23 protein-coding genes, 3 tRNA genes and 1 riboswitch are annotated in these 26,234 nt (G+C 51.6%); of the genes, 12 read left to right on the forward strand and 14 right to left on the reverse strand.

Annotated elements, in window-relative coordinates:
• Nucleotides 1-71 precede the first annotated feature (71 nt).
• Genes A4Z71_RS06515 through A4Z71_RS06540 form a run of 6 tightly spaced genes read left to right on the forward strand, consistent with a single transcriptional unit; the run spans nucleotide 72 to nucleotide 5,903 of the window.
• Nucleotides 72-1,346, forward strand: a complete 1,275-nt coding sequence (locus A4Z71_RS06515; RefSeq protein ID WP_070955086.1) for a glutamyl-tRNA reductase — start codon at nucleotides 72-74, stop codon at nucleotides 1,344-1,346.
• Nucleotides 1,333-2,265 carry a hydroxymethylbilane synthase gene (gene hemC / locus A4Z71_RS06520; RefSeq protein ID WP_070955087.1) on the forward strand — a complete coding sequence of 311 codons (933 nt, stop codon included), beginning with the start codon at nucleotides 1,333-1,335 and terminating at the stop codon, nucleotides 2,263-2,265. Before A4Z71_RS06515 ends, hemC begins: the two co-directional genes overlap by 14 nt.
• Nucleotides 2,262-3,020, forward strand: coding sequence for a uroporphyrinogen-III synthase (locus tag A4Z71_RS06525; RefSeq protein WP_070955088.1), 759 nt, complete (start codon nucleotides 2,262-2,264; stop codon nucleotides 3,018-3,020). The genes hemC and A4Z71_RS06525 overlap by 4 nt, the downstream gene beginning before the upstream one ends.
• Complete coding sequence (gene hemB / locus A4Z71_RS06530; RefSeq protein ID WP_084028456.1) at nucleotides 3,017-3,991, forward strand: porphobilinogen synthase; 975 nt, start codon at nucleotides 3,017-3,019, stop codon at nucleotides 3,989-3,991. Before A4Z71_RS06525 ends, hemB begins: the two co-directional genes overlap by 4 nt.
• A complete protein-coding gene (hemL, locus tag A4Z71_RS06535) occupies nucleotides 3,988-5,289 on the forward strand; it encodes a glutamate-1-semialdehyde 2,1-aminomutase (protein ID WP_070955089.1) in 1,302 nt (433 codons plus the stop codon). The genes hemB and hemL overlap by 4 nt, the downstream gene beginning before the upstream one ends.
• A 53-nt stretch (nucleotides 5,290-5,342) precedes the next feature.
• Entirely contained in the window at nucleotides 5,343-5,903 is a 561-nt protein-coding gene (locus A4Z71_RS06540) for a TetR/AcrR family transcriptional regulator (RefSeq protein ID WP_070955090.1), read from the forward strand.
• Nucleotides 5,904-6,062: 159 nt separating this feature from the next.
• On the opposite strand, the gene A4Z71_RS06545 is transcribed toward A4Z71_RS06540, so the two are convergent.
• The 7 genes from A4Z71_RS06545 to serS all read right to left on the reverse strand — a co-directional run bounded on the left by A4Z71_RS06545 (nucleotide 6,063) and on the right by serS (nucleotide 11,668).
• Nucleotides 6,063-6,138, reverse strand: a tRNA-Arg gene (locus tag A4Z71_RS06545).
• 113 nt (nucleotides 6,139-6,251) lie between these two features.
• Nucleotides 6,252-6,346, reverse strand: a tRNA-Ser gene (locus A4Z71_RS06550).
• Nucleotides 6,347-6,372: 26 nt separating this feature from the next.
• On the reverse strand, nucleotides 6,373-8,031 hold the full coding sequence (locus A4Z71_RS06555; RefSeq protein ID WP_070955091.1) for a glycoside hydrolase family 13 protein: 1,659 nt from the start codon (nucleotides 8,029-8,031) through the stop codon (nucleotides 6,373-6,375).
• Between the two features lie 57 nt (nucleotides 8,032-8,088).
• The gene (locus tag A4Z71_RS06560; RefSeq protein ID WP_070955092.1) at nucleotides 8,089-9,318 is read right to left on the reverse strand and encodes an LCP family protein; all 1,230 of its coding nucleotides are present in this window, start codon (nucleotides 9,316-9,318) and stop codon (nucleotides 8,089-8,091) included.
• Nucleotides 9,319-9,471: 153 nt separating this feature from the next.
• A tRNA-Ser gene (locus A4Z71_RS06565) sits at nucleotides 9,472-9,559 on the reverse strand.
• Nucleotides 9,560-9,576: 17 nt separating this feature from the next.
• The gene (locus tag A4Z71_RS06570) at nucleotides 9,577-10,416 is read right to left on the reverse strand and encodes a Cof-type HAD-IIB family hydrolase (protein ID WP_070955093.1); all 840 of its coding nucleotides are present in this window, start codon (nucleotides 10,414-10,416) and stop codon (nucleotides 9,577-9,579) included.
• The gene (gene serS / locus A4Z71_RS06575; protein ID WP_070955094.1) at nucleotides 10,400-11,668 is read right to left on the reverse strand and encodes a serine--tRNA ligase; all 1,269 of its coding nucleotides are present in this window, start codon (nucleotides 11,666-11,668) and stop codon (nucleotides 10,400-10,402) included. Before serS ends, A4Z71_RS06570 begins: the two co-directional genes overlap by 17 nt.
• A 37-nt stretch (nucleotides 11,669-11,705) precedes the next feature.
• Here serS and A4Z71_RS06580 point away from each other — a divergent pair, with 37 nt between their 5' ends.
• Nucleotides 11,706-12,671, forward strand: coding sequence for a diacylglycerol/lipid kinase family protein (locus A4Z71_RS06580; RefSeq protein WP_070955095.1), 966 nt, complete (start codon nucleotides 11,706-11,708; stop codon nucleotides 12,669-12,671).
• Nucleotides 12,672-12,674: 3 nt separating this feature from the next.
• On the opposite strand, the gene pheA is transcribed toward A4Z71_RS06580, so the two are convergent.
• The gene (gene pheA / locus A4Z71_RS06585; protein WP_070955096.1) at nucleotides 12,675-13,625 is read right to left on the reverse strand and encodes a prephenate dehydratase; all 951 of its coding nucleotides are present in this window, start codon (nucleotides 13,623-13,625) and stop codon (nucleotides 12,675-12,677) included.
• A gap of 29 nt (nucleotides 13,626-13,654) precedes the next feature.
• On the opposite strand from pheA, the gene pgm reads away from it, so the two are divergent.
• Nucleotides 13,655-15,277, forward strand: a complete 1,623-nt coding sequence (pgm, locus tag A4Z71_RS06590) for a phosphoglucomutase (alpha-D-glucose-1,6-bisphosphate-dependent) (protein WP_070955097.1) — start codon at nucleotides 13,655-13,657, stop codon at nucleotides 15,275-15,277.
• Nucleotides 15,278-15,361: 84 nt separating this feature from the next.
• On the opposite strand, the gene A4Z71_RS06595 is transcribed toward pgm, so the two are convergent.
• Complete coding sequence (locus tag A4Z71_RS06595; RefSeq protein WP_070955098.1) at nucleotides 15,362-15,919, reverse strand: M15 family metallopeptidase; 558 nt, start codon at nucleotides 15,917-15,919, stop codon at nucleotides 15,362-15,364.
• On the opposite strand from A4Z71_RS06595, the gene A4Z71_RS06600 reads away from it, so the two are divergent.
• From A4Z71_RS06600 to A4Z71_RS06615, 4 genes are all read left to right on the forward strand, one after another.
• Nucleotides 15,912-16,190, forward strand: a complete 279-nt coding sequence (locus tag A4Z71_RS06600) for a hypothetical protein (RefSeq protein ID WP_145943931.1) — start codon at nucleotides 15,912-15,914, stop codon at nucleotides 16,188-16,190. The genes A4Z71_RS06595 and A4Z71_RS06600 overlap by 8 nt on opposite strands.
• A gap of 43 nt (nucleotides 16,191-16,233) precedes the next feature.
• Nucleotides 16,234-17,898, forward strand: a complete 1,665-nt coding sequence (locus A4Z71_RS06605; RefSeq protein WP_070955100.1) for an MDR family MFS transporter — start codon at nucleotides 16,234-16,236, stop codon at nucleotides 17,896-17,898.
• A gap of 83 nt (nucleotides 17,899-17,981) precedes the next feature.
• A riboswitch (TPP riboswitch) is annotated at nucleotides 17,982-18,092 on the forward strand.
• Between the two features lie 28 nt (nucleotides 18,093-18,120).
• On the forward strand, nucleotides 18,121-19,134 hold the full coding sequence (locus A4Z71_RS06610; RefSeq protein ID WP_070955101.1) for a thiamine ABC transporter substrate-binding protein: 1,014 nt from the start codon (nucleotides 18,121-18,123) through the stop codon (nucleotides 19,132-19,134).
• Nucleotides 19,101-20,771 carry an ABC transporter permease gene (locus A4Z71_RS06615; RefSeq protein ID WP_145943933.1) on the forward strand — a complete coding sequence of 557 codons (1,671 nt, stop codon included), beginning with the start codon at nucleotides 19,101-19,103 and terminating at the stop codon, nucleotides 20,769-20,771. The genes A4Z71_RS06610 and A4Z71_RS06615 overlap by 34 nt, the downstream gene beginning before the upstream one ends.
• On the opposite strand, the gene A4Z71_RS06620 is transcribed toward A4Z71_RS06615, so the two are convergent.
• From A4Z71_RS06620 to A4Z71_RS06640, 5 genes are all read right to left on the reverse strand, one after another.
• Entirely contained in the window at nucleotides 20,713-21,573 is an 861-nt protein-coding gene (locus A4Z71_RS06620) for a DNA-methyltransferase (protein WP_070955103.1), read from the reverse strand. The genes A4Z71_RS06615 and A4Z71_RS06620 overlap by 59 nt on opposite strands.
• Nucleotides 21,574-21,637: 64 nt before the next feature.
• The gene (locus tag A4Z71_RS06625; RefSeq protein WP_084028459.1) at nucleotides 21,638-22,816 is read right to left on the reverse strand and encodes an MFS transporter; all 1,179 of its coding nucleotides are present in this window, start codon (nucleotides 22,814-22,816) and stop codon (nucleotides 21,638-21,640) included.
• Between the two features lie 10 nt (nucleotides 22,817-22,826).
• Nucleotides 22,827-24,320 (reverse strand): tripartite tricarboxylate transporter permease, encoded by a 1,494-nt coding sequence (locus A4Z71_RS06630; RefSeq protein WP_070955295.1) that lies wholly within the window; start codon nucleotides 24,318-24,320, stop codon nucleotides 22,827-22,829.
• Nucleotides 24,320-24,829, reverse strand: coding sequence for a tripartite tricarboxylate transporter TctB family protein (locus A4Z71_RS06635; RefSeq protein WP_084028460.1), 510 nt, complete (start codon nucleotides 24,827-24,829; stop codon nucleotides 24,320-24,322). Before A4Z71_RS06635 ends, A4Z71_RS06630 begins: the two co-directional genes overlap by 1 nt.
• A gap of 16 nt (nucleotides 24,830-24,845) precedes the next feature.
• Complete coding sequence (locus A4Z71_RS06640) at nucleotides 24,846-25,964, reverse strand: Bug family tripartite tricarboxylate transporter substrate binding protein (protein ID WP_070955106.1); 1,119 nt, start codon at nucleotides 25,962-25,964, stop codon at nucleotides 24,846-24,848.
• Nucleotides 25,965-26,234: the final 270 nt, after the last annotated feature.

Below are 26,234 nucleotides of genomic sequence, written 5' to 3' on the forward strand. Positions count from 1 at the left end.
ACACAATTATCAAAAGAACTACAGTCAAAAAACTGACACAGTGTCAGGTAGGCACTTGTTATTTTTTGAGTGTGGCTCTTGTTTACCTAGGAACAGATTTTCGCGACACCGCTTTAGCCAGCCTCGAGCATTTCGAGCGTTCAGCTGATGAGATCCTCGTAGCCCTCAAATCTGATGGCTCTCCCCTGGATGGTGTCGCAGTTCTGGCTACCTGCAACCGCTTTGAAGTCTATTTCGAAGCCTCAGAGTTTCATTCATCCGTTGATTTCGCTAGCGAAGTAATCGCCAATAAATTGAATAAGACTACTGACGAGATTAAAGGCACTCTCAAAGTTCTGTATGCAGATGCTGTGCCAAAGCATTTGTTTTCTGTGGCAGCCGGCCTTAGCTCGATGATTGTCGGCGAACAAGAAATAGCAGGGCAGGTAAAACGCTCGCTTGGAAAAGCTCACCGCTTGGGTTTTTCGTCTAAGGCTTTAAATCAACTGTTTCAAAAGGCTTCGTCAGTGGCAAAACTTGTTACTAACACAACGAACTTAGGGGCCTCTGGTCGTTCAGTTATCACAACTGCGCTAGAGCTTGCCGACAAAAAATTGCAAGGACTTTCAGGCAAAACCGCTTTGTTGGTTGGCACCGGAGCCTATTCTCGAGTTTCGCTAGCCGCTATGGAACGACAAGGTGTTGAGAAAATTTATGTTTTCTCGAGAGCTGGGCGTGCTGAAAAATTTGCCGAGACTCACCACACGCAGCCGATATCGAAGGCTGATTTGGTCGAAACTATGGCAAAGGTTGATCTCGTTGTTTGTGCGAGCGGAAACACTGATCCCGCTATAGATTTGCAACTTTCGAAAGAGGTGGCCGACCTTCGTGCCAGAAGAGGGATCAGGCAAGATCTAATTTTGATCGATGTGGCCTTAAGTCGCGATGTAGAGCCCTTGGTCGGGTCAGTAGCCGGGATGTTTGTCATCGACCTTGAGGAACTAAAGCAACATGCACCCAAGGAACATCGCGAAACCATAAAGAGCGCGGAGGCAATTGTGAATGCTGCTGCGGCTGAATTCGAAGAACAGTCGGCGTCGAATTCCGTCGACCTAGTCTTGGCCGCACTGCATGCTCACGTAGGGATTTGGGTGGACCGAGAAGTTGACGCCGTCCGCAGAAAATCTGGAGATGATGCAGCTGTGGATGTTGAGAAATCACTTCGAAGAGTGGCCAACGCTCTGCTTCACGCCCCTTCAGTCAAGGCCAAAGAGTTGGCTATGGCGGGCAACCATGAGGACTACATTCGCGCAGTGAAATTGCTCTTTGACATTCAGATTGGTGATCGGTCAGATGAAGAAAACTAAATTGCGTGTAGGAACTCGAGGCAGCCTGCTGGCCCTAACCCAAACGCGAATTTTTACTGGCGAGCTAACGCGACTTCACCCAGAGATTGAGATTGAAGAGGTTCTTATTCAAACTCATGGCGATTTGAGCACTGAACCACTTAGTGAGTCCAAAACTCCCGGTGTGTTTGTCAATGCGCTGCGAGACGCATTGTTAAATTTCCAAGTTGATTTCATAGTCCATTCAATGAAAGACCTTCCGGCAAATCCGCATCCGGCGATTGCCACTGCGTGCGTGCCAAGTCGTCAAGATTCTCGTGACGGTTTAGTTAGCAAAAACAATCTTCGATTAGACGAGCTCCCATCGGGCGCAATTGTTGGCACCTCATCCCCTAGGCGCGCGGCAAGCATCCGTCAGAGTCGGCCCGACCTAGTCATTGCCGATATTCGCGGAAACATCGACACCCGAATCGCCAAGGTTCAGGGCGGAGAATATGATGCCACGCTGCTTGCTATGGCCGGCCTGAACCGGATCGACAAATCTGATGCTGTCTGCGAAATATTTGAGACCGAGAATTTTGTGCCTGCCGCTGGTCAGGGGGCCCTATCAATTGAATGTCGATGGGGCGATTCAGACTTGATATCGCTTCTCGCAGAGCTTGATGACGCAGAGACACGTCTAGTCACAACTGCTGAACGATCGGTTCTGAGTGGGCTAGAGGCAGGCTGCGCAACGGCCATTGGCGCGAGCGCTAAATATGTTGATGGCACCTTAATCCTGATGACAGAACTAGCCGTCGAGAGCACTGGCGAATCTCAACTTGTTAAAAGAAGTGCCCACTCGTCACTTGACGATATTGAAGCAGCAACGAGGCTTGGACATGAGGCGGCGAAGGAATTGCTAGGCGGCGACTTGGCAAGGAAAGCGGCCTGGAAATGACCGTCCTATTGATTCGCGCAAATAGGAATGACATTGATGCTCAACATTTGGCTGCCCTGGGAATTAGTTCGCGAGTCGACCCATACCTTCGAATCTCATCGGTCAAGAACATAGCCGGTGCGATGCGCATGCTCAGTGAGCTCGACGATGCTAAGAAATCAACCGCGCGACCAACTTGGCTAGCAATTACCTCCACGAATGCGCTGTCTTATTTTGATGACCTGTTGCCGGAACACGAGCTTGATCGAATCTTTGATAAAAACAGCAATGTGAAGTTTGCTGCGATTGGCAACCAAACCAGCTCACAGTTGATTGCTAGAGGTGCAACCGAGGTTTTGCAGCCTGTTAATGCGAATTCAGAGTCTCTGGCAGACCTAATGTGCAAAGGCACGGCGGGTACGGTCGTTATTCCCAGCGGCTCAATAGCTATGGAAACCCTTGCTAATCGTTTAGCGGATAGCGGATTCAAGATCGTATCCGAGGTCGTTTATGAGACGAGTTTTGTATCTGAATCCCCAGTCTCGGTTGACGAAGTTCGTGACGGCATGTTCGACGCTGTCTTGTTGAGGTCGCCTAGTGCAGCACGTGCATTCGAACAATTCAACCCAAATGCTTCGGTGAAAGTAATTTGCGCTGGTGAGGCGACGGCCATTCAAGCCCAAAAGCTTGGACTAAACGTGGCGGCTGTTTCTGCCGGGCCAGACCCGCAATTAGTTGCCCAAACAATCGCAAAAGTAATAGGAAGTCAAAAGTGATTGAACGCCCACGCAGACTGAGAGTCAACGAAGCGATGAGAGATCTTGTTGCCGATGTAACCCTCGAGCCAAAGAACTTGATGTTACCGATTTTTGTAAAGGAAGGTCTCGAGGCACCTCGATCCATTGAAGGCATGGCAGATGTTCTGCAACATACAGAACAATCATTTTTGGACGTTCTCGATGACGCTATTGGTGCAGGCATTAAGTCGGTCATGTTTTTTGCCGTGCCAAAAATTAGAGATGCCAAAGGCAGCCAAGCAACAGCAGAGAATGGGATCTTGAGCCGAGTAATTAGATCAGCTCGTGCACACGTGGGTAATGATTTGGTTCTAGTTGCAGATCTATGTCTAGATGAATTTACCGATCATGGGCACTGCGGTGTGCTTGATAATCAGGGCTTAATTGACAACGATTCAACACTGATTCGCTATGCCGATATGGGCCTAGTTTTAGCAGCTGCGGGGGCCGATCTGCTCGGCACCAGCGGCATGATGGATGGACAGGTTGCTTCAATTCGTAAAGCCCTTGACTTGCGCGGCTTTGAGAACACCGGCATTCTCGCCTACTCGGCCAAATACGCCTCGGGTTTTTATGGTCCATTTCGAAATGCGGTTGAATCTGCACTCGATGGTGATCGAAAGACGTATCAGCAGGATTACCGACGCACTCGCGAGGGTCTGGCTGAAGTGGAACTCGATTTAGCAGAGGGGGCGGATCTCATCATGGTCAAGCCAGCGCTGGTTTACCTAGATGTAATCGCAAAGGCAGCCGCTGTAAGCAATAGGCCGGTTGCGGCCTACCTGGTTTCTGGTGAATACGCGATGGTAGAAGCTTCCGCCAAGGCTGGAGTCATTGACAGAGAGTTAGCGATTTTCGAAATCCTATATTCCATTCGACGGGCTGGGGCTCAGATCATTTGCACATACTGGGCACTTGAATTCGCTAAAAAACTGAAAGAGCAACGATGAGCAACACTCTTGGATCTGAGCAGTGGCACGAGCGTGCCAAGAAACTTATTCCAGGCGGTGTGAGCTCGCCAGTCAGAGCATTTACGTCAGTTGGCGGAACTCCTCGATACTACGTTCGCGGCGAGGGTTCAAAAATTTGGGACATCGATGGAAACGAGTACGTCGACCTTGTCAACTCTTGGGGACCCATGATTCTTGGACATGCACACCCTCAGGTTGTCTCGAAGGTGTCGCAAGCCGTAGAAAATTCATTTTCATTCGGAGCTCCTGGGCCAGGCGAGGTTTTGCTTGCTGAGGAAATCAGTCTTCGAGTGCCGGCTTGTGAACGTGTGCGATTTGTTTCAAGCGGCACCGAGGCGGTTATGACGGCCGTTCGCCTGGCGAGGGCCGCGACGCATAGGAATTTGATAGTCAAGTTTGCTGGCTGCTACCACGGCCACAGCGATGCCTTGTTGGTTCAGGCCGGATCAGGAATTGCGACACTCGGCCTGCCAAATTCACCTGGCGTGACCGCGGGTCAGGCGCAAGACACCGTCGTTTTGGAATACAACAATGCGCTGCAGTTGGAGGAACTTTTTACTGAACGCGGTGAGCAGATTGCTGCAGTTATTACCGAGCCAACGCCAGCCAACATGGGAGTTGTTCCTCCGGAACAAGGTTTCAACAAACTGATTGCCGATACCGCTCACAAATATGGCGCGTTGATGATTCTCGATGAGGTTATGACCGGTTTTAGAGTTTCAAAAGGTGGATGGTGGGGCAAGTTTGCTGCCACTGAAGACTGGACTCCCGACATCTTCACATTTGGAAAGGTTATTGGCGGAGGCATGCCCCTGGCTGCGCTTGGTGGCTCAGCCAAAATAATGGAGCTCTTGGCCCCGACTGGTTCGGTCTATCAAGCGGGAACTCTCAGTGGAAACCCGGTTGCAACGGCAGCCGGATTAGCGACGCTAGAACTTTGTGACGAAAGCCTTTACGACACTCTTGACTTGAGGGCTCGTCAGGTAGGTGAGGGCATATCTGATGCTTTGACGCGAGCAGGTGTCGGCCACAGTTATCAGACCGGCGGAAACCTGTTCTCTTTCTTCTTCACTCCAAATCGTGTTAGAAATTTCTCTGAGGCTCAGTTGCAAAATACCGAGGTATTCGCAAAGTTCTTCCATTCCTTGCTAGATCAGGGCGTCTCAGTTCCTCCTTCTGCCTATGAGGCATGGTTTGTCTCTGGCGCGATCACAGACCTCGATGTTGAAAGAATTATCGAGGCTGCTGCGATAGCTGCAAAAGTTGCCGCAAGCTAACTCACGTTAGATTCATTGCCGATTCGCGATCGCCGATGTAACCTTTATTGGTTATGGTCACAGCAAAATCCGATGAGCGCCGAAAGGCGATTTTGCGCGCATCCATAGACCTTGTTTCAGAGCATGGAGCCGAATGGCTGACCATGGCTCGAATAGGTGAGGCTACGGGCTTATCTCGCTCTGCCATCTATCAATATTTTGAATCCAAAGATCACGTCTTGGGTGAACTATTGATCGATGACATGGCAGATCTAAGTAATGAAATAGACCGGATTGTGGCGTCCGTCAATGATCCAATGGAGCAAATTCGAATCTGGATTCACTATTCACTCGCCCACCTTGCGAGTGCAGACCACCTAGTAGTGCGTGAAATTTCGATGACCCACCTTCGAGAAGAGCAGCGTGGCGAACTAATGGCTATGCACGGGTTCTTCTTGACGACTCTGCACTCACCGCTAATTCAACTTGGAGTTTCTGACCCCACGTCTCTAGGAAGCATGATTTTTGGTGCTGTGAACAGTGCGGCCCAGAGAATCTACTCGGGCAAATCTTTTATTCATGAGGCAGCAACTCTCGAGAAGTTTGTGATTGCGGGCATCGAAGCCGCTATCTAAACCGCATATCTATAAATGAAAAGAGACCCATTTCTGGGTCTCTTTTCATTTGGTGTGCTTGAACGGGTGAGGTCAAAGGCGGCTCGCGAACAAGCGAGTCGACCGACCGAAGAGTCCCGACAAGCGCAAAAAAGCCCCGCGATTGCGGGGCTTCTTAGTTGGCGCGCTTGGAGGGACTCGAACCCCCAACCTTCTGATCCGTAGTCAGATGCTCTATCCGTTGAGCTACAAGCGCATTGCGTTGAGATTCAAGCGCAGGTTTCTGAACCAAAGGCCCAGACAACTTTGACAGTCTAGCCGACTGCGGTGAGGTTGTAAACCGGCGGTGCTGCTAGCACCGGGCATCCGTGGCGGAGTCGGAGGGATTTGAACCCTCGAGGGAGATTTAACCTCCCTACCCACTTAGCAGGCGGGCGCACTCGACCGGGCTATGCGACGACTCCACGGACTTGAATAGTCTAGGCGAAAACTATTTGGTAAGCCAAACGGTGGTGTTTGGCCCAATTTTGCCATCGACTAGCGGCTGGCTGGTAAGAACAACATTTCCGGCCGGTAACTTCACCAACTTCTCTCCAAAGTTTGTAATTGACTGCCATCCGTTTGGTCGAACAAAATGCACAACCTTGTTGTTGAAAATGTGGTTGACCCAACGAAGTTCTTCAACAGTTTGCAGCTTGCGACGCAAGCTCAATGCCTGTCGATACAGTTCGAGAGTTGAACCTTCGACTCCGTCTTGCTTGTCAACTGCAACATCAGCAAACCAGGATGGCTGCGGCAAGTGCGAACCGCCGGGTCCGAAGCCAAACGAGGTGCCAGAGGCAGACCAAGGCAGAGGCACGCGGCAACCATCGCGGCTTAGTGCTTTGCCTGGGTTTCTAAACCATTGCGGATCTTGCATGCGCTCACTTGGAATATTGAGTGGCTCGTGCAAACCAAGTTCTTCACCTTGGTACAAGTAGGTAGACCCGGGCAAAGCCAAAATCAACATGGTAGCGGCGCGTGCCCGCTCAAGCCCTTGCTTGAAGTTGATTTTAGATTCGCGATCTGGGCTCAAAAACCATTCGGTCAGATTTGTGCCATTTGGCAGACCGAAACGTGTGGCGTGACGGATTACATCGTGATTCGAAAAAACCCAGGTTGTTGATGAACCATAAGATTTAGCCGATTTTAAGTTGTAATCGATAATCTCTTTGAACTTTTTGGCCCGCCAAGGTGCGCCCAACAAATCAAAACTGAAAGCCTGACCCAACCCCTTTTCGCTGGCGTAGGCAGCTCGTCGATTTGCGTGCACCCAGGCCTCGGCTACAGCAACTCGCGGTGGGTCATACTGATTGAAAACTTTTCGCCATTCGGCATAGATTTCGTGAACCTCATCACGGTCGAATAAGTCATCGGTGCCATCGTTTTTCATAACCTCGAGGTCAAAGGCTAAACGGTTTGGCAAGTGCCCGCCTTTAAGGTTCTTAACCAGCGCGTGCGCCACGTCTACTCGATAGCCGTCGACACCACGGTCTGACCAGAAGCGCAAAGTTTTCAAAAAGTCTTCGCGCACCTCAGGGTTATCCCAATTGAAATCTGGCTGTTCCTTGGCAAAAAGATGCATGTACCATTGCCCAGGTTTACCATCTGGTTCAGTGATGCGGGTCCAGCCGGTGGGGCCGAAATGGCTTACCAGTTCTGAGGGCCTAATCTCACCATGCTCGCCTTTGCCGTCTCTAAAAATGTAACGCTCGCGCTCGGTCGAACCCGGTGCGGCTTTTAGGGCAGCCTGAAACCAAGGGTGCAGGTCGGAAGAATGATTAGGCACTATGTCGACAAAAATACGAATTTCGTTGCGGTGCAATTCGTTGACCATCTCGTCGAATTCGGTGAGGGTTCCGATCCGCGGGTCAACGTCGCGATAGTCAGCAACGTCATAGCCGCCATCGGCGAGAGCCGAAGGATAAAAAGGTGAAAGCCAAACAGCGTCAACACCTAGTTTTTTCAAATAAGGAATGCGGCTGATGATTCCTTTTAGGTCACCAATTCCATCGCCGTTTTCATCAGCAAAACTGCGCGGATAAATCTGGTAGACAACTGCTTGACGCCACCAATCGGCAGGCCCTGTTAGGAAGGTGTATTCGCTCATCCGAGAATTCTATCTATGTGGTGGGGTGTCAGTTCTAACTCGAGCTAGTTGTGGTTTTTAGCTGGAGCAAGTTGTTGTTGCTGCGTTTGTGCCTCGAGCCCACTCTGGCAAAACATCGCTCTCGGCATCTGCCGAAACTGAAGGTGAAGGCGAAGGTGTTTCGCCATCTTTCACAATTGCACCAGAGCCGGTGTTAGCTTTTGCCAAAATAAGCGGCTCGTCATTTCGAATCTTTTCAAACAGGATGTTGGCCTGCTCATAAATAGGAGCAACGCGACCCGAATATGGTGCCGGCAAACCGCCACGCGCAGGAACCTGCAAGAAAGTTATTTTGTCGAGGTCAACGTTTCGCAGAGCAGAAGCTATTGCCACCATCACGTTAAGGTCGGTCAGACTCTCGCTGAGCTTCATGTTTCGTGCAGCAGCATTTGCCAAAGAGTAGAGCCTTACTGGGTCTGTTAGAACACCTTCAGATTTCACTTTTCGCACCAGTGAGGTTAGAAACGTTTGCTGGTTTGAAATGCGACTGAGGTCTGAGCCATCGCCAACACCGTGTCGGGTGCGCAGGTACTGAAGTGCTTGTTTGCCCTGCAAACTGTATTCACCGGGCTCTAAGTAAAGCTTGGTGTAAGGGTCAGAAATTGGCTCGGCCACACAAACATCGACTCCGCCGATGGCCGTTGACATCTCGATGACACCTTTGAAATCAATCATGGCCAAATAGGGGATGTCGACGCCGGTGAGTTTTTCAACAGTCAGCAGGGTGCATCCTGGGCCGCCATTCGCGATAGTCGCATTTATTTGGCCAAGGCTCTGCGGAAGATAACCTGGGCCGCCGGAAGTGCTTGGGCAAGCAGGCCACTCGACTAGCAGGTCTCGCGGAAAACTAAGGGCAACTGCGTTTTTACGATCTTCAGAAACGTGCAGCAAGATGATTACGTCAGCCAGTTCTGATGTGTCGTTGCCATAGCCGCCACCCTGACCTTTTCGGGTGTCACTGCCAACCAACAGCATGTTTAGCGGGCCCTTTAGGTCTTCGGCAGTAATAGGTTTTGCGCCAGCCAAGGTGATTCCATTGGCTTTAATCGAGTTGCTAAGTTCCCAGGCGGAAACGCCGACCACGGCAATTGCTGCACCGGTAATCGCACCAACCAGTTTGAAGAATAAACCCCAAAACCCTTGAGCTTTAGTCTGAACTTTGATGCGACCGTGCCTGGCGAAACCTTTTCGTTTTGGTTTGCGCTTATCGCGACGCGAAGTTTCAAGCGGTAACGGATTTTCAGACATTAGTTTCTAAGTTTAAGAGACAGAACCTGGATGCGATAGAGCTCTCAAAGAATTGTCAGGAATTGGAAATGGGGCGATCGGCTATCGAGAAACTAACAACTTGTCGCATACAAAAGCAAAAACCCGCCGAAGTTTCGACGGGTTTCTTTTTGCTGGCGGAGGCCGTGGGATTCGAACCCACGAGACATTGCTGCCCACTGGTTTTCAAGACCAGCTCCATCGGCCACTCGGACAGACCTCCGCGTAAGAGTTTAGTGGCTAGCCGCGCGAGAACAAAATGCCCTCGAAATCGGCCAGCACATTAGCTACTCCCTCATCTTCGACCGACGAGGTAATTGCGGTTGCCGCCAGTTTGACCGCCTCGGGCGCTTGCCCCATGGCAAAAGCCAAACCGCCGCGCTCGCGAGCCCAATCAAACATTGGGATGTCGTTATGTCCATCACCCATGACAATAACTTGATCGGCCCGGATGCCAAGTTGCTGCCTTTGCTTCTCGAGACCCGAAGCTTTAGTAACACCCTTAGGGGCAATGTCGAGCCAGGCGGTATAGCCGATTGCATATGAAACCGACTGCAACCCAACTCGACTGATGACATCGCTAAAAGATTCAACATCGTGACCAGGCGACAAGACCACAACGCGAGAAACCGGATGACTTTTTAGGTCGTGCAAGTCGGTTTCGTTATTGATATCGCCAAGTGCGTATTCGGGAAAAGGTCGGTGAAAACGATACGAGCCATCAACATCTTCAACGGCAAAATGCGCGTCGGGAAGATGCTCGATGAGTTGATCGAGAATTTCGGTTGGGTCGAAAGTAATTACCTCGTGCGGTTTAAATCCTCGTTCGTGATGATCGGCCAACTCGATAGTTACAGCGCCGTTAGAGCAAACGGCAAACCCCTGGTTGATACCTACTTCACGCACCACCGGAAAAGCATTCGCTGCACTGCGACCGGTGGCAATGATCACCTCGTGGCCAAGCGATCGAATTCGTTGAACTTCACTGACCACGCGCGGAGCCAAATAGCCGTTGTCGTGCACCAGCGTGCCATCGATATCGATGGCAATCAGCCAGCGATCGTCAGCGGCTAGGGGCATTGATTACCTCTGCGCCGCCAAGGTAAGGTCGCAACGCCTCTGGAATGCGAACCGAACCATCTGCCTGCTGATGATTTTCCAGGATGGCCACCAACCAGCGGGTGGTCGCCAAAGTTCCGTTTAGGGTTGCAGCAACACCGGTTTTGCCATCGGCTTTGCGATAACGAACGTTTAGGCGACGACCCTGGAATGTCGTGCAGTTCGAGGTCGAAGTTAGTTCGCGATAGGTTCCCTGGGTTGGCACCCAGGCCTCAGCATCAAATTTGCGAGCAGCGCTGGAACCCAAATCACCGGCAGCGGTATCGATCACCCGGTAAGGCAGTTCGCAAGCCTGCAACATGGCCTCTTGAAAACTCAACAGCTTCTCGTGCTCTGCTTCAGAATCGGCCGGATCAATGTAGCTAAACATTTCGAGCTTATTGAACTGGTGCACGCGCAAAATACCTCGGGTGTCTTTTCCATGGCTGCCAGCCTCGCGTCGATAGCAGGTGCTCCATCCGGCGTAACGCAATGGCCCATTCGATAGGTCGATGATTTCATCGCGGTGGTAGCCGGCTAGGGCAACCTCTGAGGTGCCGGTCAAATACAGTTCATCGGCTGGCAGGTAGTAAATCTCATCGGCGTGAGCGCCTAAGAAACCGGTGCCGGCCATAACCTCTGGGCGAACCAGAGTTGGGGTGATCAACGCCGTGAAGTTGTGCTTGGTGGCGTAATCGAGGGCCATGTTCATCAAGGCCAACTCGAGACGGGCGCCCCAGCCTTTCAAAAAGTAGAAACGGGAACCAGAGATTTTGGCGCCGCGCTCTATGTCGATGATGTCGAGTAGCTCACCTAGAGCAACGTGATCGCGAGCCTCAAAATCGAATTTGGGTTTAGAACCAACTTCTTTGACAACTACATAGTCGTCTTCACCCCCGGTTGGCACACCCTCGATAACGACGTTTTCAATTTTCCAAAGGATGGCATCGAGTACAGCTGAAGCATCGTTGGCAGCAGCGTCGGCTGCTTTTACCTTGGCCGCTAACTCTTGTGCTTGGGTAACTAGAGCCTGCTTCTCTTCTTTTGGTGCTGCGGCAACTAATTTTCCGAACGCATTCTGCTCGGCTCGCAACGCCTCAAAATCTTGCAGCGCCTTGCGCCATGCATTGTCGGCAGCAACTGCCTGGTCGACCAATGTTTCGTCGGCCAAACGGGCGCGCTGTGACGCCTTGATGGCATCCGGGTTTTCTCTAAGCAGATTTAGGTCAATCACGCGCTTAAGCCTACCTTTTCGAATTACGCTGAAGGGTATGGCCAACAAGCGTGCGGCGGTTATTTATTATCCGGGTCGCATCGATCGAAGACGATTGATGGGCCTGATTCACGCAAATCTGTTGCCGGCTGGATGGGAACCAACGCTCTGGTTTCGAACTACTCCCCAAGAACATGGCGGGGTTCAAGCCCAGCGAGCAATTGCGCAAAACGTCACACACATTTTGGTAGCCGGTGGTGACGGCACAGTTCGTGAGGTGCTCGAGGCCGTGGCTAATTCGGGTTCGGCAGAAAAAGTCACAGTCGGAATTTTGCCCAGCGGCACCGGTAACGTGTTGGCGCGCAACCTTAGGCTCGAACTGAATGATCTGGCGACCGCGGTGCGACGGGGTCTTTTAGGCAATCGACACCCGATGGATATGGGCCTCGCCCGCATCATCGGAGCTGATGGGGTCAGAACCGAAATGCTTTTTGCCGTGATGGCCGGAGTGGGTTTAGACGCCAAAATTATGCAGCGCACCGACACCGCAAAAAAACGAAAATACGGTTGGGTCGCCTACATCGAAGGTGGATTCAAGTCGCTGCCATTGCAGTACGCAAAATTGCGAATCAGATGCGATGCCAACGAGCCAAAAACGCTGCGAGTGCTAACGCTGCTGGTGGGCAATGCCGGTTGGTTGCCCGGCAACCTTGGGCTAATGCCCGATGCTTCACTTGACGATGGTCGGCTCGACGTAGCGGCTATCGCCCCGCGACGCGCGTGGGAGTGGGTCGACTTTTGGTCGCGCGTGGGTTTTGCCAATAAGTATGTGCGACCAAATCGTGTTGGCCGGCAACTGCTAGATGCCACCGCAAATGTGAAGACTTTAGAAAACATGCGCGGCGCAAAAATTAGGGTTACCCCCGAATCACCGATTTACATGCAACTCGACGGCGATCCTTTTGGAGAGATCAGTGAAGTTGAATTCGAGGTAGTTCCGCGGGCGGTCGTCATCCGCAGTTAGGTGCTATTTGCCGGCCTTCAGCTGCTTCAGCCAGGAGGCTGCGTCGGCGAACTCGACATTTGAGTTATTACCCTCGTGCACTGATTTTTGTTTGTCAGCTCGAGGGTATGAACCCAAGAACAATACCTTGGGGCTGAAACGATGCAGACCCATCAACGCCTCAGAAACTGCTGAATCAGCGATGTGACCCTGGGCATCGATGTTGAAACGGTAGCGACCGAGGCGATCACCAATCGGGCGCGACTCAATTCGCGAAAGGTTGACACCGCGGGCGGCAAACTGCTCGAGCATTTCAAGCAATGCACCAGGGCGATCAGTAGGCAATTCAACAATTACCGAGGTCTTATCTCTTCCGGTTGGCTCAGGCATTGGCCCAGCCAAACCGATTTGAATGAAGCGAGTTTGAGCGTTCTTGTTCTCGCCGATATTTCGAGCCAGAGTTTTAAGCCCATAATGCTTGACGATGGTGGGGGCAGCTACCGCAGCATCGGCAAAATCATTGTCCAGCAAGGCAGCAGCAGCGGCCGCGGTTGATGTAGCCGGCAGATGTGCGTGCTGGCTGAGGTTAGCGCTTAGCCAGGCTCTCGTTTGAGCGTAAGCAACCGGATGCGTCGAGACTGTGCGAACATCTTTGAGCACGGTGCCCGGGCGGGCAACCAGGTCGAAAGTTACCGGCACTAAATATTCGCCGTAGATTCGAACATTTTCTGTAATTGCTAAAGCATCAGCGGTGGCTGAAACTCCACCCTCAACCGAATTTTCAACCGGGATAATCGCGCGAAAAGCTCGCCCAGAAATCACATCGTCGATTGCCTCTTGCACGTGGGCTACCGAACGGTGGTTTGCTCCCTTAGCTTCAGCGACCTGAGCAAGGGCAAGTTCGGTGAAGGTACCTTCTGGGCCCAGGTATGAATAGGTCTTCTTTGCTGAAGTGTTACTCGCTCGAGGTGACATAAGTAAAGGTTAACGACCAAAATGGGTTTATGAGTGAGCGCGCAGGCCAAAAAGCCCAACAATCTGATTTGGTAAACATCGACAAGTTGTTGGCCGCCTATTTCGAAATTACGCCGGATGTGACCGTCGCCGAGCAAAAAGTTACCTTTGGTACTTCGGGGCACCGCGGCACCGCTTTAAATGGCAGTTTTAACGAAGTGCATATTGCGGCTATCACTCAAGCGGTTGTGGAATACCGTGCGACGCAAAATATTCACGGGCCAATCTATGTGGGTAAAGATACGCATGCGCTTTCGGGGCCGGCCGAACAAACCGTGCTCGAGGTTCTTGCCGGCAACAACATCATTGCGATGGTCGATGCTGAAGACCGTTATGTGCCAACTCCCGCCGTCTCGGTAGCAATCATCAATCACAATGCAGGCAAGCCAGTAGGCGATTCGCATTTGGCCGACGGTCTGGTGATTACCCCGAGCCACAACCCACCAACCGATGGTGGAATCAAATACAACCCACCACACGGTGGCCCGGCAGATTCTGATGCCACCAACTGGATTGCCGAACGTGCTAACCAAATAATTTTGAACAGCTCAACCGAGGTGCGAAGGGCAAAGCCAGCAACCACAAAATTCCACTTCCGCGATAACTATGTTTCGCAATTGGCCGAGGTGTTGAACTTGGATGCGATTCGCGATGCCGGAGTTACCATCGGTGCCGACCCGATGGGTGGCGCCTCGGTTGACTACTGGGGTGCAATAGCTGAGCGCTATGCCCTGCAACTCACCGTGGTAAACCCCGAGGTCGATTTTCAGTTTGGTTTCATGACTCTCGACTGGGATGAAAAAATTCGTATGGACTGCTCGAGCCCATACTCGATGGCCTCGCTAATCGAGGGTCGCAACCGCTACGACATATCGACCGGCAATGATGCCGATGCCGATCGCCACGGAATTGTCACTCGTGATGGCGGTTTGATGAACCCAAACCATTTCTTGGCAGTTTCAATTGACTACCTCTTCCGTCACCGCCCAAACTGGTCGCCTGACGCAGCTGTTGGAAAAACCATGGTCTCTTCATCAATCATCAACCGCGTTGTGAAAGATCTGAATCGCAAACTGATCGAGGTTCCGGTTGGATTCAAGTGGTTTGTGCCTGGGCTCATCGATGGCTCGGTTGGTTTCGGCGGTGAAGAATCCGCCGGGGCATCATTCTTGCGAATGGATGGCAATGCCTGGTCGACCGACAAAGATGGTTTGATTTTGGCACTGCTCGCCTCTGAAATTACCGCTGTCACCGGAAAAACCCCAAGCCAGCACTATGTTGACCTCACCGAGAAATATGGTGCGCCGGCTTACGAGCGTATTGATGCGGCCGCAACCCTAGAGCAGAAGGCGAAGTTGGCAAAACTAGCAGCCGATGCTGTGAACGCCAGCGAATTAGCGGGTGAAAAAATCACCGCGATTCTTACTCATGCCCCGGGCAACGGAGCCGCACTCGGCGGTTTGAAAGTGGAGACCGAAAATGCGTGGTTTGCCGCGAGACCTTCGGGCACCGAAAACGTCTACAAAATTTACGGCGAATCGTTTAGGGGCGACGCTCACCTTCGACAAGTTCAGGCCGAGGCGAAAGACCTTGTTGATTCGGTGCTTGGTTAGACGACGGCTCACTGCACACTAAAGTCGGTCACGTTGACCCCGGCCTACTTCGGCGACAGCGAACTTAGTGCGGCGTGGCCGAGCCTAGTACGTAGGCGCAGCTGGCAACCTTAGGTAGCGTTCATAAACCGCTACCCGCAAGTTTTTCATCTCGGCGGCAATTTGTACGCCAACATAGCGCAGATGCCAAGGCTCAAATTGGTAACCGGTATAGTCGGTCTGCCCCTTTGGGTATCTAATGATGAAGCCGTACTGCCAAGCGTTTGCCGCGAGCCATTTGCCGGCTTTGGTATTGGCAAAGCAGATTTGAATTACGCAACCTTGGCCAGCCGCACTAACGTCGACCGCCAGTCCAGTCTGATGTTCTGAATAACCCGGACGAGCGGCGAGCGCCTCACCCGCAACTAACCCAAGTCGGGCAACTTGATTGCGATGAATAAAAACCTGAGTTGAGTAGGCGCGGAAACTACTGTTCACCAGCAAGGTGCCGGCGCCGGCAGCTTTCATAGCCTTGGCTAATTTGATGAAGTTTGGAGCAGCCGCTTTATGCATTCGACCCCCGGGAATATTGCGTAGCCAAGTCGCACGATCGGCTGGGTTATCGAGCCAATCAATGATGGTGAGTGGGGTTTGTTTGTTCACCAGCAAGGTCACCGATGAGGGAGTGGAAAGGTCTAATCCGCGTCCCGGTATTGATGGGGTGGTAGGAAGAGGCTGGGGGCTTGCCGATGTCGATGGGTTGGGCGAGTTTGATGGTGATGGTGAAGCCGACGGGCTTACCCCAACGCTCGGGCTAGCACTGGGTGAGGCTGAAGGGGTCGCATCAACTGCACTTGCAGAATTTGAAACAAAAAGCAGCACAAAAACCGCTGGAATAGTTAGAAAGACTTTCCAATTTAAGGGTTTAGGCTGATACACGAATTACAGCCTAACTTTCAAAATCAAAGAGAGCTCTTATGTCGCGTGAAAAACGCAAAGCGGCAGCAGCTGAGTCTGCCAAAACCGGAGTTATGACCCCGGCCCAAATCAAACTAGTTTTAGTTGGCCTAATGGCCGGAATGTTCCTATCGGCACTTGACCAAAGCGTGGTTGGCAGTGCAATGCGCACCATAGCCGACGACCTTAAAGGTCTTGAGTTGCAGGCTTGGGCCACCACTGCCTACCTCATCACATCAACCGTCACCACACCTATTTACGGCAAGCTCGGTGACATCTTTGGTCGCCGGGTGCTATTTATCTCGGCCATTGCAATCTTTATCGCTGGATCGGTTGGCGCCGGTTTCGCGGCAAGCATGTTTGAACTTGCCGCCTGGCGTGCAATTCAAGGTTTGGGTGCCGGCGGTTTGTTCTCGCTTGCTTTGACAATCTTGGCCGACATCGTTCCACCTCGTGAACGTGCTCGCTATCAGGGCATGTTTTTGGCCGTGTTCGGAACATCTTCGGTAGTTGGCCCGCTCGTGGGAGGCTTGTTTGCCGGTATCGATCAACTTTTGTTCATCGACGGCTGGCGCTGGGTGTTCCTTATCAATCTCCCGATTGGCATTTTGGCACTGCTCGCAGTTGTCGCATTTCTGCACGTGCCTCACACCCCGGTGAAAGCTCGAATCGACTGGTGGGGTGCGGTGACAATCATCGTCGGTGTTGTTCCGTTGCTGCTTTTGGCAGAACAGGGTCGAGAGTGGGGGTGGGCATCACCTTTGGCGCTCTCGATGTTGGCGCTTGCCATCGTTGGAATCGCCTCGTTCATATCAATCGAACGACGAATGGGTGATGCAGCGCTGTTACCGCTCAAACTATTTAGCAGCAAAGCATTCAGCATGAGCATCATCGTGGGCATCGTTATCGGTGTTGGCATGTTCGGTGGCATGCTCACCCTGCCGCTCATACTTCAGATTGTTCAGGGTGCAACGCCAACTGAGGCGGGCTTCTTGATGTTGCCGATGGTTGCTGGAATCATGACTGCAACTGTGACTTCTGGGCAGATCACCAGTCGAACCGGAAAATACAAGATTTTTGTAATTATCGGCACCGCCCTGATGACGATTGCATATGCCTATCTGTCTCAGATGAAAGCCGATTGGCAAATCTGGCAAATTTCAATCGGCATGGTGATCCTCGGTTTGGGTCTAGGTCAGTTGATGCAGACTTTGATGCTAGCCACGCAGGCTTCAGTTCAACCAAAAGATATCGGTGTGGCTACCTCATCACAGACCTTCTTCAGGCAGATGGGTGGAACTGCTGGTGTAGCAGTATTTATGTCGGTGCTTTTCAGCGCACTTGCTGACAAGGGTGCCCAAATCGGTGAGCAGATCAAGACCGTGATCACGGCAAACCCTGAATTAATGGCCGACCCTCGAAACGCTATTTTGGCTCAGGCTGGCCCAGAAGGTTTGGGCGAATTGGTGAACACCGATTCTTCATTCCTTCAGGTAATTTCACCCGAGATTGCTCAACCAATTTTGGTGGCCTTTACCGAATCGGCAGTTTTGGTGTTTGGCATTGCAGCCGTTATTTCGGCTATTGCTTTTGCTCTCTCGTTCTTCTTGCCAGAACTTGAGCTCAGTTCGAAATCTGGAATGCAGCAGCAGGCCGAATCAAATGCCGCTGCCGCGATGCACTAAAAACCGAACTCGGCGGATTTTACTGCTTGCTTCCTCAGCTACAAGAGATGAGACCCTCGCTTCGGCGGGGGTTTCGCTTTATGCTTTTATTACACGGGAGCTCGGTAAACCGGGCTGAGAGGAAAACTAAGTAGTTTTCGACCGTCAACCTGATCTGGGTAATGCCAGCGCAGGGAGATTCTCTAACCCGTGCCCATTTGATTGCATCAGGAGGGCACGAAAGTGCGAAAGAAACTTATTTTAGGTATCGCGGCCGGTTTGGCGATTGCGGTTTCACTTACTATTGCGCTGGCCAATTTTGGTGGTGGGGTTTTCAACCGGGCCGGTAAAGAACTTGTGGTGGTCACCCACGATTCTGCGGTTTTCAGCGAGGAATTGCTGGCCAAATTTAAAGCCGACACCGGCATCACAGTAACTCAGCTAAAAGCCGGCGACACCGGTTCGATGGTTAACAAACTCATTCTCACCAAGGATGAGCCAATCGGCGACCTAGTCTACGGAGTGGACAACACCTTTGAATCGTTAGCGGTAGGTGCCGGAATTTTTGACGATTACGGCTTCGAGACCGATTCGCCGCTGCATGAAATTAACTTTGGCGATGTTTGCTTCAACTATGACAAAGCCTGGTTTGCCGAACGTTCCATCACACCACCAAGTTCAATCGATCAGTTGGTCCAACCCCAGTACCGTGGGCTCACAGTGGTGACAAATCCGAACACTTCATCTCCGGGTTTGGCTTTGCTGGCGGCAACAATTTCAAAGTTTGGTGAGTCGGGATCACAAACCTGGTGGCAGCAGATGAAAGCAAACGGGGTTAAAGTTTCAGGCGGTTGGGAAGATGCCTACTTCACAGATTTTTCTGGTTCGAGTGGTGCTGGAAATTATCCAATCGTGTTGAGTTACTCATCTTCGCCAGCTTTTGAAATTCGCGAAAACGGTGAGTCGGGCAGTGCCTCAATTCTTGACGGTTGCTTCAGACAGTATGAATCAGCGGCAATTTTGAAAGGTACAAAAAATAAAGCTGGCGCTTGGCAGTTCATCAAATTTATGCAGAGTGTCGAGTTTCAAGAAACCCTGCCTGAAACCATGTATGTCTACCCTGCCGTGATGGGCGTTGCTTTGCCGACCGATTGGGCCAAGTGGGCAACTGTTGCCCCGAACCCGGTAGGCGGCGAACTTGATATTGCAGCTAATCGTGAAAAGTGGCTGGCCCAGTGGTCAGAAATCTTTGGCTAACTAACCGTTTACGGCTGCCCCGGGTCGCACTCTGGGCAGTGCCGCTGTGCTTCGTTGCGGTGTTTTTTTATTGGCCTGCAGTCAGACTGGTTTCACTAGGTACCGGCGGTGAAATGTGGTCGGTCCTGGCCGAACCAAAAACTCTGGCAGCGGCCTGGTTCACTGTTTGGCAGGCTGCGTTATCGACCGCGATCAGCATCGCATTGGCTATTCCGGCAGCGCTAATTTTTTATCGGCGCAGTTTTGCCGGGCAAAAATTCTGGTTGGCCTTGCTCACTTTGCCCATGGTGCTACCAAGCATCGTGGTTGCCATCATGTTTGCCAGTCACCGCGAATTTCATCAGGTTTATCAGCAGCTGGGTTTTGGATGGTTCTACGAAAATCCGCATTACTGGATTGTTGCAGCCCATATTTTCTTCAACTTTTCGCTAGCACTTCGAGCTATCGGCTCGGCTTGGAGCAGCGTTGAACAGGACATCGAAAATGCCGCTGAACTTGACGGTGCAGGCCGATTTAGGGTGCTGCTGCAAATTTCTCTACCGCAATTGCGAACCGCAATTTTTTCGGTAGCAGCGCTTGTTTTTCTTTACTGCACCACCAGTTTCGGAATCGTTTTGGTTCTGGGTGACGGGCTGGTGCACTCAATCGAAACCGAGATTGCTACCGCTGCGCTGCAGTTTTTAGATTTGGAAAAAGCGGCAACTCTGGCTCTGCTTCAGACCGTGATTTCACTAATCGCTTTTTTGGTCAGTACTCGATTTGGCAGCGGTCAAGTATCACTAGAAAGCATCGATGCAGATCAGCAGCGACCGAAAATAACCAGCCGAGACTGGGCCGCTACCTGGCCAACCGCAATAGTGGCCATTGCCTTAATTTTGGTGCCCATGCTGGGTTTGGTAGGTCGAGCCTTTCTCGTTGACGGTTCGGTGAGCCTGCAAAATTTCATCAACCTGCTCGGTCGCGGCGAGCGCCAGTTACTGAACATCAGCGTTGTTGCAGCCGCGGGCAATTCGCTGCGCAACCTTTTAGTTGCCACGATGCTGGCACTAATCATTGGCTTCATAGCTGCGTATTTACTTAGCCGAACAGGTCGCGAGGCTGACAGCCCCTGGCTAACCCGGTCGCTAGATTTTGCCCTGCTGCTTCCTGTCGGTGTTTCTGCGGTGGTGTTGGGTCTGGGTTATCTAGTCACATTCTCAACTCCGCCGATCGCCTTACGATCATCCTGGTTAGTTTTACCTTTGGTGCAAGCGCTGATGGCCGTCCCGCTAATTATTCGAGTTGTTTACCCGGCGCTAATCGGCATTGATCGCCAACAACTCGAGTCGGCGGAACTTGATGGCGCTTCGGCCTGGCTGCGCTTTAGCTTGATTGAACTCGGCATCGTGCGGCAGGCGGTGATCACCGCAGTCGCATTCACGATGATTGTTTCGCTAGGTGAATTCGGGGCGGCCACCTTGCTAACCTTTGGCGATCAGGCTACTTTGCCAACCGTGTTGTATCAGTTGATAAGCAGACCGGGCGGTCAAAACTTTGGCATGGCCATGGCCACCGCATCTTTGATTTTGCTGGTGAGTTTTAGTTTGATTGCACTTGCAGCTCGAAAGCAATCTTGGCGTCGCTCAGGCGCTTCGTAATCACCTGAATTGATTCGGGGTTTTTATCAACCAGGATGAACCTGCGGCCCAACTCGGCGGCAACCACTCCGGTAGTTCCCGATCCGCCAAAAAAGTCGAGCACTAAATCGCCCGGTTTCGACGAAGCCTGAATTATTCGCCGCAAAATGCCTTTTGGCTTTTGGGTCGGATAGCCGGTTTTTTCTTTGCCGGTTGGCGAAACAATGGTGTGCCACCAAACATCGGTTGGTAGTTTGCCAAGCTTGGCTTTCGCCTCAGTAACCAATCCGGGCGCCATATAAGGCTCGCGGTCAACCGACTTCGAGTCGAAGAAGTAAGCCTTAGGGTCCTTGACATAAACCAAAATAGTGTCGTGCTTCGCTGGCCAGCGAGTCTTACTTTTGGCCCCGTAGTCGTAAGCCCAAATGATCTCGTTCAAAAAACACTCACGGCCGAAAAGCGCATCGAGCAGCACTTTGGCATAGTGCGCCTCGCGATAATCGAGGTGCAAATAGAGCGTGCCTGTTTCGCCAAGCAGGCGCCAGGCTTGCTCCAGTCTTGGCTCTAGAAAACTCCAGTAATCGGCAAATTCGTCGTCGTAACTGAGCACGGTGGTTTTGATGGTTTCATAGCGCTGACCTTTGAAACCAACTCGGTTTCCGCTTTCACTGCGCCTGGTTACCTGGTCACCGCGCTTTTGCACTCGACCGGTATTGAACGGAGGGTCGATGTAAATCAACTGAACTGATTCGTCTGGCAATTTTGCCAAAAATTTGAGATTGTCTCCATGGATGAGCAGATTGCTCGGCGCGTTAGAGACCATGGTCAGAGTTTAATGGCCTTTGAGCTGTCGCTTGGGCTATTCGCCTCTGGGCAATGCAAGCCGCTTACTCTCCCTTTGGTAAAGCACGTGAGGTGACCACTATTGAAGCCGCTTGTAGAGCGGCTAGCAGATAGAAAACTGCCCCGACTCCGGTGGCAGCAATCAGACCGGCGATACTCGGAACCACGACCTGACCCAAACGGTTTGAAGTTAGGCGAATTGAAATGGCGAGTCCGCGGGTTTCGGGGCTGGCAATTCGAGAAACCCAAGCCATGCTTGCCGGTTGCCCAATAGCCATTGAAAGGCCAGAAACCAACATGATGATGAAAAGCAGCCAAAAATTGGTCGCCAGCGCAATCGCGATGCAGCTAAGCATGGTGACTGACGAACCAAGATTCATCACGGCACGCATGCCGATTTTGCCTGTAACTGGCCCGAGCACCAAACGAATTGCCATCGAAGAAACTGAACGAACGGCCAACAGAATACCGATTTCGGTTGCCGATAATCCCAGCTCCCGGCCAAGGAGCGGCAAAAAGATAAGAACCACGTCAACCACAGCGGTGATTGATCCGGAAACGAATATCGCCGATTTGAAAGTTGGCGCCGACATAACCTTGCGCAACGATTCAGCCGAGATTTGAGCCTGTTGCTTCTCTTTGCCTTTTTTCGAGTTGGAGGCGATAGGTATGGTCACCAAGGTTGAAGCGACAAATAAAAAACAGGCGAACAGGATGGCTGAATTGGTGTCGATGTAGACGCCACGGTCGGCCAGTGCTCCACCAACTAGTGGGCCAATCGCCTGACCGAGTGAGGCATAAAAAGTTAGCAGCCCAAAGTTCTTTTCATATTTGGCGCTCTGTGATCGGTTGGCGATTATGGTTTGCCCACCAATCATGGTGAGCAGGTGGCCGATACCCATCAGTGGCATAGCAATCGCTAAGAGTGGAATTGAGTTAATGAATAGCAGGGCAACTGAGGTTCCGGTTGAAACCAGTCCACCAACAAATAGCGCCGAGCCATCGCGCCCTTTATCAACCCAACGACCAAGTTTGATGGCAAAAATCAACGGTGCCAAGGCGAACGTTGCACCAACGACACCAACCAGTGCAGACTCAGCCCCCAAGTCAATCAATCGATAGGTGACCATCGGTCGAACCACATAGATCGCGGCCTGAATAAAGAGGCTGTTAAGAAGAACGAGTAGCAGCCAACGGCTGCTACTCGCGTCTCTTAACTTCATTTGATTAGGGCTACTTCTTCAGAATGTATCGCTTTGCGAACTTCCAGATTTGTGGCCAGCCCAAGGCAATAAACATCAGCGTATAGGTGATGATGGTAAACGGAGTGCTAATGAAAATACCCGGGTCACCCTCAGACAATTGCATCGAACGCTTAAATTGGGTTTCCGCCATCGGCCCTAAGATTGCCCCAAGAATCAGCGGCGTAACCGGGTAGCCGAAGCGACGCAAAAGCATTCCAAGAATTCCGATGCCCAAGGCAACTAACAAGTCAAAGGTAGAGTTCTTGAGCGAATAGGCGCCCACCATTGCGAAAACCAGAATGCCGCCGAAAAGATAAGGCGCTGGGATTCGAAGTACCTGAACCCAAACTCGTATCAGCGGCAAGTTGATTACCAATAGCAAAAAGTTTCCAATGAAAAGCGATGCGATTAGCGTCCAGATTAGAACCGGCTGTTCGGCGAATAACATCGGTCCGGCTGAAATTCTGAACTGATCAAAAGCTGCCAACATGACGGCGGCTGTTCCGGATGTTGGGATACCCAATGCGAGCAATGGAACCAAAGCTCCAGCAGCATTCGCATTGTTAGCCGCTTCAGGGCCAGCAACGCCTTCAATTGCACCGTTGCCGAACTCATCTTTCTTTTTTGACAAACGCTTCTCAAGGCTGTAGCTCAAGAAAGTTGGTAGCTCTGAGCCACCGGCAGGCAAAACACCGGTTGGAAAGCCGATTGCGGTGCCACGAAGCCAAGGCTTCCAAGACCGTGCCCAATCTTCTCGAGTCATCTTGGCAGCGCCCCTAAACCGGTTTAGCGAACCGTTCTCGAGGTGCCCAGATAGGGCAATGTGCAAAGCTTCAGCCACTGCGAAAAGAGAGACAATCACGATAACTGTTGAAAAGCCCTCCATAGCGTCGGCATTACCAAAAGCGAGACGTGATGCACCGGAGTTGGGATCAGTTCCAACCATTCCGATAACAAGACCGACACTCAAGGCAACCAAACCACGGTTGAGCGATTTCCCCATTAGCGAACTAACTGTGGCAAATGCCAGAACCATCAGAGCAAAAAAGTCTGGTGGTGTCATCTTTAGGCCAAGATCTGCGATTGTCGGAGCAGCCACGGCAAGTATGCCGGTGCCAATGGCCCCAGCGATAAATGAGCCGATTGCAGCTGTAGCCAAAGCGGCGCCAGCTTTACCGGCACGCGCCATCTTGTTACCTTCGATGGCAGTCATTACCGAACCAGATTCTCCAGGTGCATTTAGCAGAATCGAGGTTGTCGAACCACCAAACATGGCGCCATAGTAAATAGCGGCGAACATGATTAGTGCGCTTTGCGGTTCAAGCCCGAAGGTAACCGGAAGCAATAGCGAAATTGCAAGAGCCGGGCCAATTCCAGGCAGAACACCGACTAGGGTTCCAAGTAGTGAACCGAGCAGACCAAAACCAAGGTTGGTGATGGTTAGCGAGTTGGCAAACCCCTCTAGAAAATGCGCGAGGTCCATTACCACTCCTCTTCTACGACAACTTCGTTACTGAAGTCAAAGTCGAAGCCCCAAGGCAGCGAAATTTGTAGACCTTCAGTGAAACCAAAGTAGATAACCAGTGAGACTGCTAAGGCAATTGGAACCACGAGCCACAATTTGCTTTTCTTGGGATTCAACGCAAATACAACCATGCTGAAAAGCACCGTTGCAGAAACGATAAAGCCAAGAATGCTGACAAAAAGAGCAAAAAATAACAGGCCCCCGGCGACTAACAAAAACTTTTTGAGGTGCAATTTTTGGTCGGCTACGCCGCCCTCAATGCCCTCGGGTTCACCACGATCGCCACGCAGCACCAACAAAACCTGAATGCCAGCAAAGACAATCAGTAGCCAGCCGATGATGCTAGGAAACATGCGAGTTCCAACGAAATCGGCTAGTGCTAGCTCTGGAAGTTGGCTAGCATCCCACAAAACAACTAAGCCCGCAAGAAAGAGGAAGCTGGTAAAAACCAGCTCCCCCTTTGCGATTCGCTTTTTTCTTGCGTCATAGACCTAGATCCGAGTAGAGCTTGCGGATCTTGTTCTCTTCAGTCTTCAACCAAGAAACGAACTGGTTGCCTGGCAAGAAACGACCCACGGCTTTTTGAGATGCTAGGTAGTCCTTGAATGACTTCGACTTGGTAACGATGTCGAGAGCGCGAATAACTGTCGCCTTACCAGCGGCGCTGGTGTTAGGAGGCAGAATCAATCCGCGCCAGTTTTCAACAACAACGTTTACGCCCTGTTCTTTCATGGTCTTTGTTGCAACACCAGGAAGTCGGGATGGTGCAGATACAGCCAATAGACGAAGGTCGCCAGAGGCTACATAAGGTGCGAAGTCTGCATAACCCGAGATACCGAAGGCGTACTTGGCGTCACTCAAAAGTGAAGATGCCTGTCCACCGTTGTTGGCGGTGTAGTTCATCGAAGAAAGTGGTAGGCCTAGGGCATCGAAGAAGTTTGCTGATAGGTAGTAGTCAACACCTCCGACAGTTCCACCAACAATGGCCATAGCCTTGGCATCCTTCTTGAGGTCAGCCACTAGGTCGGCAAGAGTCTTGTACTTTGAATCGGCCTTAACCGCGATGGCGCTGTACTCCGCCATCATTCGCGAGATTGGGTTAGCATCTGAAACGCGGTATGCGACCTTTGCGGTGTAAGCGCCACCAACCTGAGCGAAGCCGGTAACAGCAATCTTGCCAGCCTTGCCTGCCATGTCCTTGATCATGTATAGAAGACCGGTGGTGTTACCAGGGCCAGGCTTAGCAGTTAGCACAGGCTCAGTTTTTGCTAGGCCCTCAGCTTTTAGCGCATCAACCACAGCCTTACCAAAACCACCAAAACCTGAAGTCAGGTTGTTTGGAATAATCATCTCAAGGCGAGAAAGCACCGGCAGGGTTGGGTACTGCCAAATCTTCTTGCCCTTCATTGAGCCGACCTTGGCGGTCAAACATTTGAGATCTGAGCCGTCGGCACCCTTGCCTTTGGCTACCTGGTTGAGAGTTGAACACTCAGAAAGTACTACTGCCTTGCTTGCCGGCACTGCTGCCGCGTTTGCTGGTACAGCAGTAAGCGTTGAGGCTGCTAGAGCCAGCGCCGTTGCTGCGATTGCGAATTTCTTCACTATGTCCTCCGTTAATGAAATAGGGGGGTCTTCTGGTGAAAACCACTTCGGAGAACTTCGGGGCTGGCAGTCTTACCTGTCAACCTCTACGTTGACCGAAGACTGAGTCTCTCCACCACCTCGCGGTGGCCAAGTGCCCGGGCCAAATGGCCGGGTATGTCGCTGCACTTGCTTTGGGATACTCCCCCAGTGAGATTCAAACTACTCCTTAACAAAAGGTGAACTAGCCAGTTTTGGTAACGGTTTGATAAACCAAGGTTCGTTTTTAAC

Source organism: Candidatus Rhodoluna planktonica (assembly GCF_001854225.1).
Lineage (GTDB): Bacteria > Actinomycetota > Actinomycetes > Actinomycetales > Microbacteriaceae > Rhodoluna > Rhodoluna planktonica.

Bases quoted from the DNA above. Each gene is read 5' to 3' on its own strand.
- pheA (WP_070955096.1), bottom strand. From the start codon at position 13,625: ATGTCACCTCGAGCGAGTAACACTTCAGCAAAGAAGACCTATTCATAC.
- A4Z71_RS06560 (WP_070955092.1), bottom strand. From the start codon at position 9,318: ATGTCTGAAAATCCGTTACCGCTTGAAACTTCGCGTCGCGATAAGCGC.
- A4Z71_RS06625 (WP_084028459.1), bottom strand. From the start codon at position 22,816: ATGAAGTTAAGAGACGCGAGTAGCAGCCGTTGGCTGCTACTCGTTCTT.
- hemL (WP_070955089.1), top strand. From the start codon at position 3,988: ATGAGCAACACTCTTGGATCTGAGCAGTGGCACGAGCGTGCCAAGAAA.
- A4Z71_RS06555 (WP_070955091.1), bottom strand. From the start codon at position 8,031: ATGAGCGAATACACCTTCCTAACAGGGCCTGCCGATTGGTGGCGTCAA.
- A4Z71_RS06605 (WP_070955100.1), top strand. From the start codon at position 16,234: ATGTCGCGTGAAAAACGCAAAGCGGCAGCAGCTGAGTCTGCCAAAACC.
- hemC (WP_070955087.1), top strand. From the start codon at position 1,333: ATGAAGAAAACTAAATTGCGTGTAGGAACTCGAGGCAGCCTGCTGGCC.
- A4Z71_RS06540 (WP_070955090.1), top strand. From the start codon at position 5,343: ATGGTCACAGCAAAATCCGATGAGCGCCGAAAGGCGATTTTGCGCGCA.
- A4Z71_RS06620 (WP_070955103.1), bottom strand. From the start codon at position 21,573: ATGGTCTCTAACGCGCCGAGCAATCTGCTCATCCATGGAGACAATCTC.
- A4Z71_RS06580 (WP_070955095.1), top strand. From the start codon at position 11,706: ATGGCCAACAAGCGTGCGGCGGTTATTTATTATCCGGGTCGCATCGAT.
- A4Z71_RS06525 (WP_070955088.1), top strand. From the start codon at position 2,262: ATGACCGTCCTATTGATTCGCGCAAATAGGAATGACATTGATGCTCAA.
- A4Z71_RS06570 (WP_070955093.1), bottom strand. From the start codon at position 10,416: ATGCCCCTAGCCGCTGACGATCGCTGGCTGATTGCCATCGATATCGAT.
- A4Z71_RS06630 (WP_070955295.1), bottom strand. From the start codon at position 24,320: ATGGACCTCGCGCATTTTCTAGAGGGGTTTGCCAACTCGCTAACCATC.
- pgm (WP_070955097.1), top strand. From the start codon at position 13,655: ATGAGTGAGCGCGCAGGCCAAAAAGCCCAACAATCTGATTTGGTAAAC.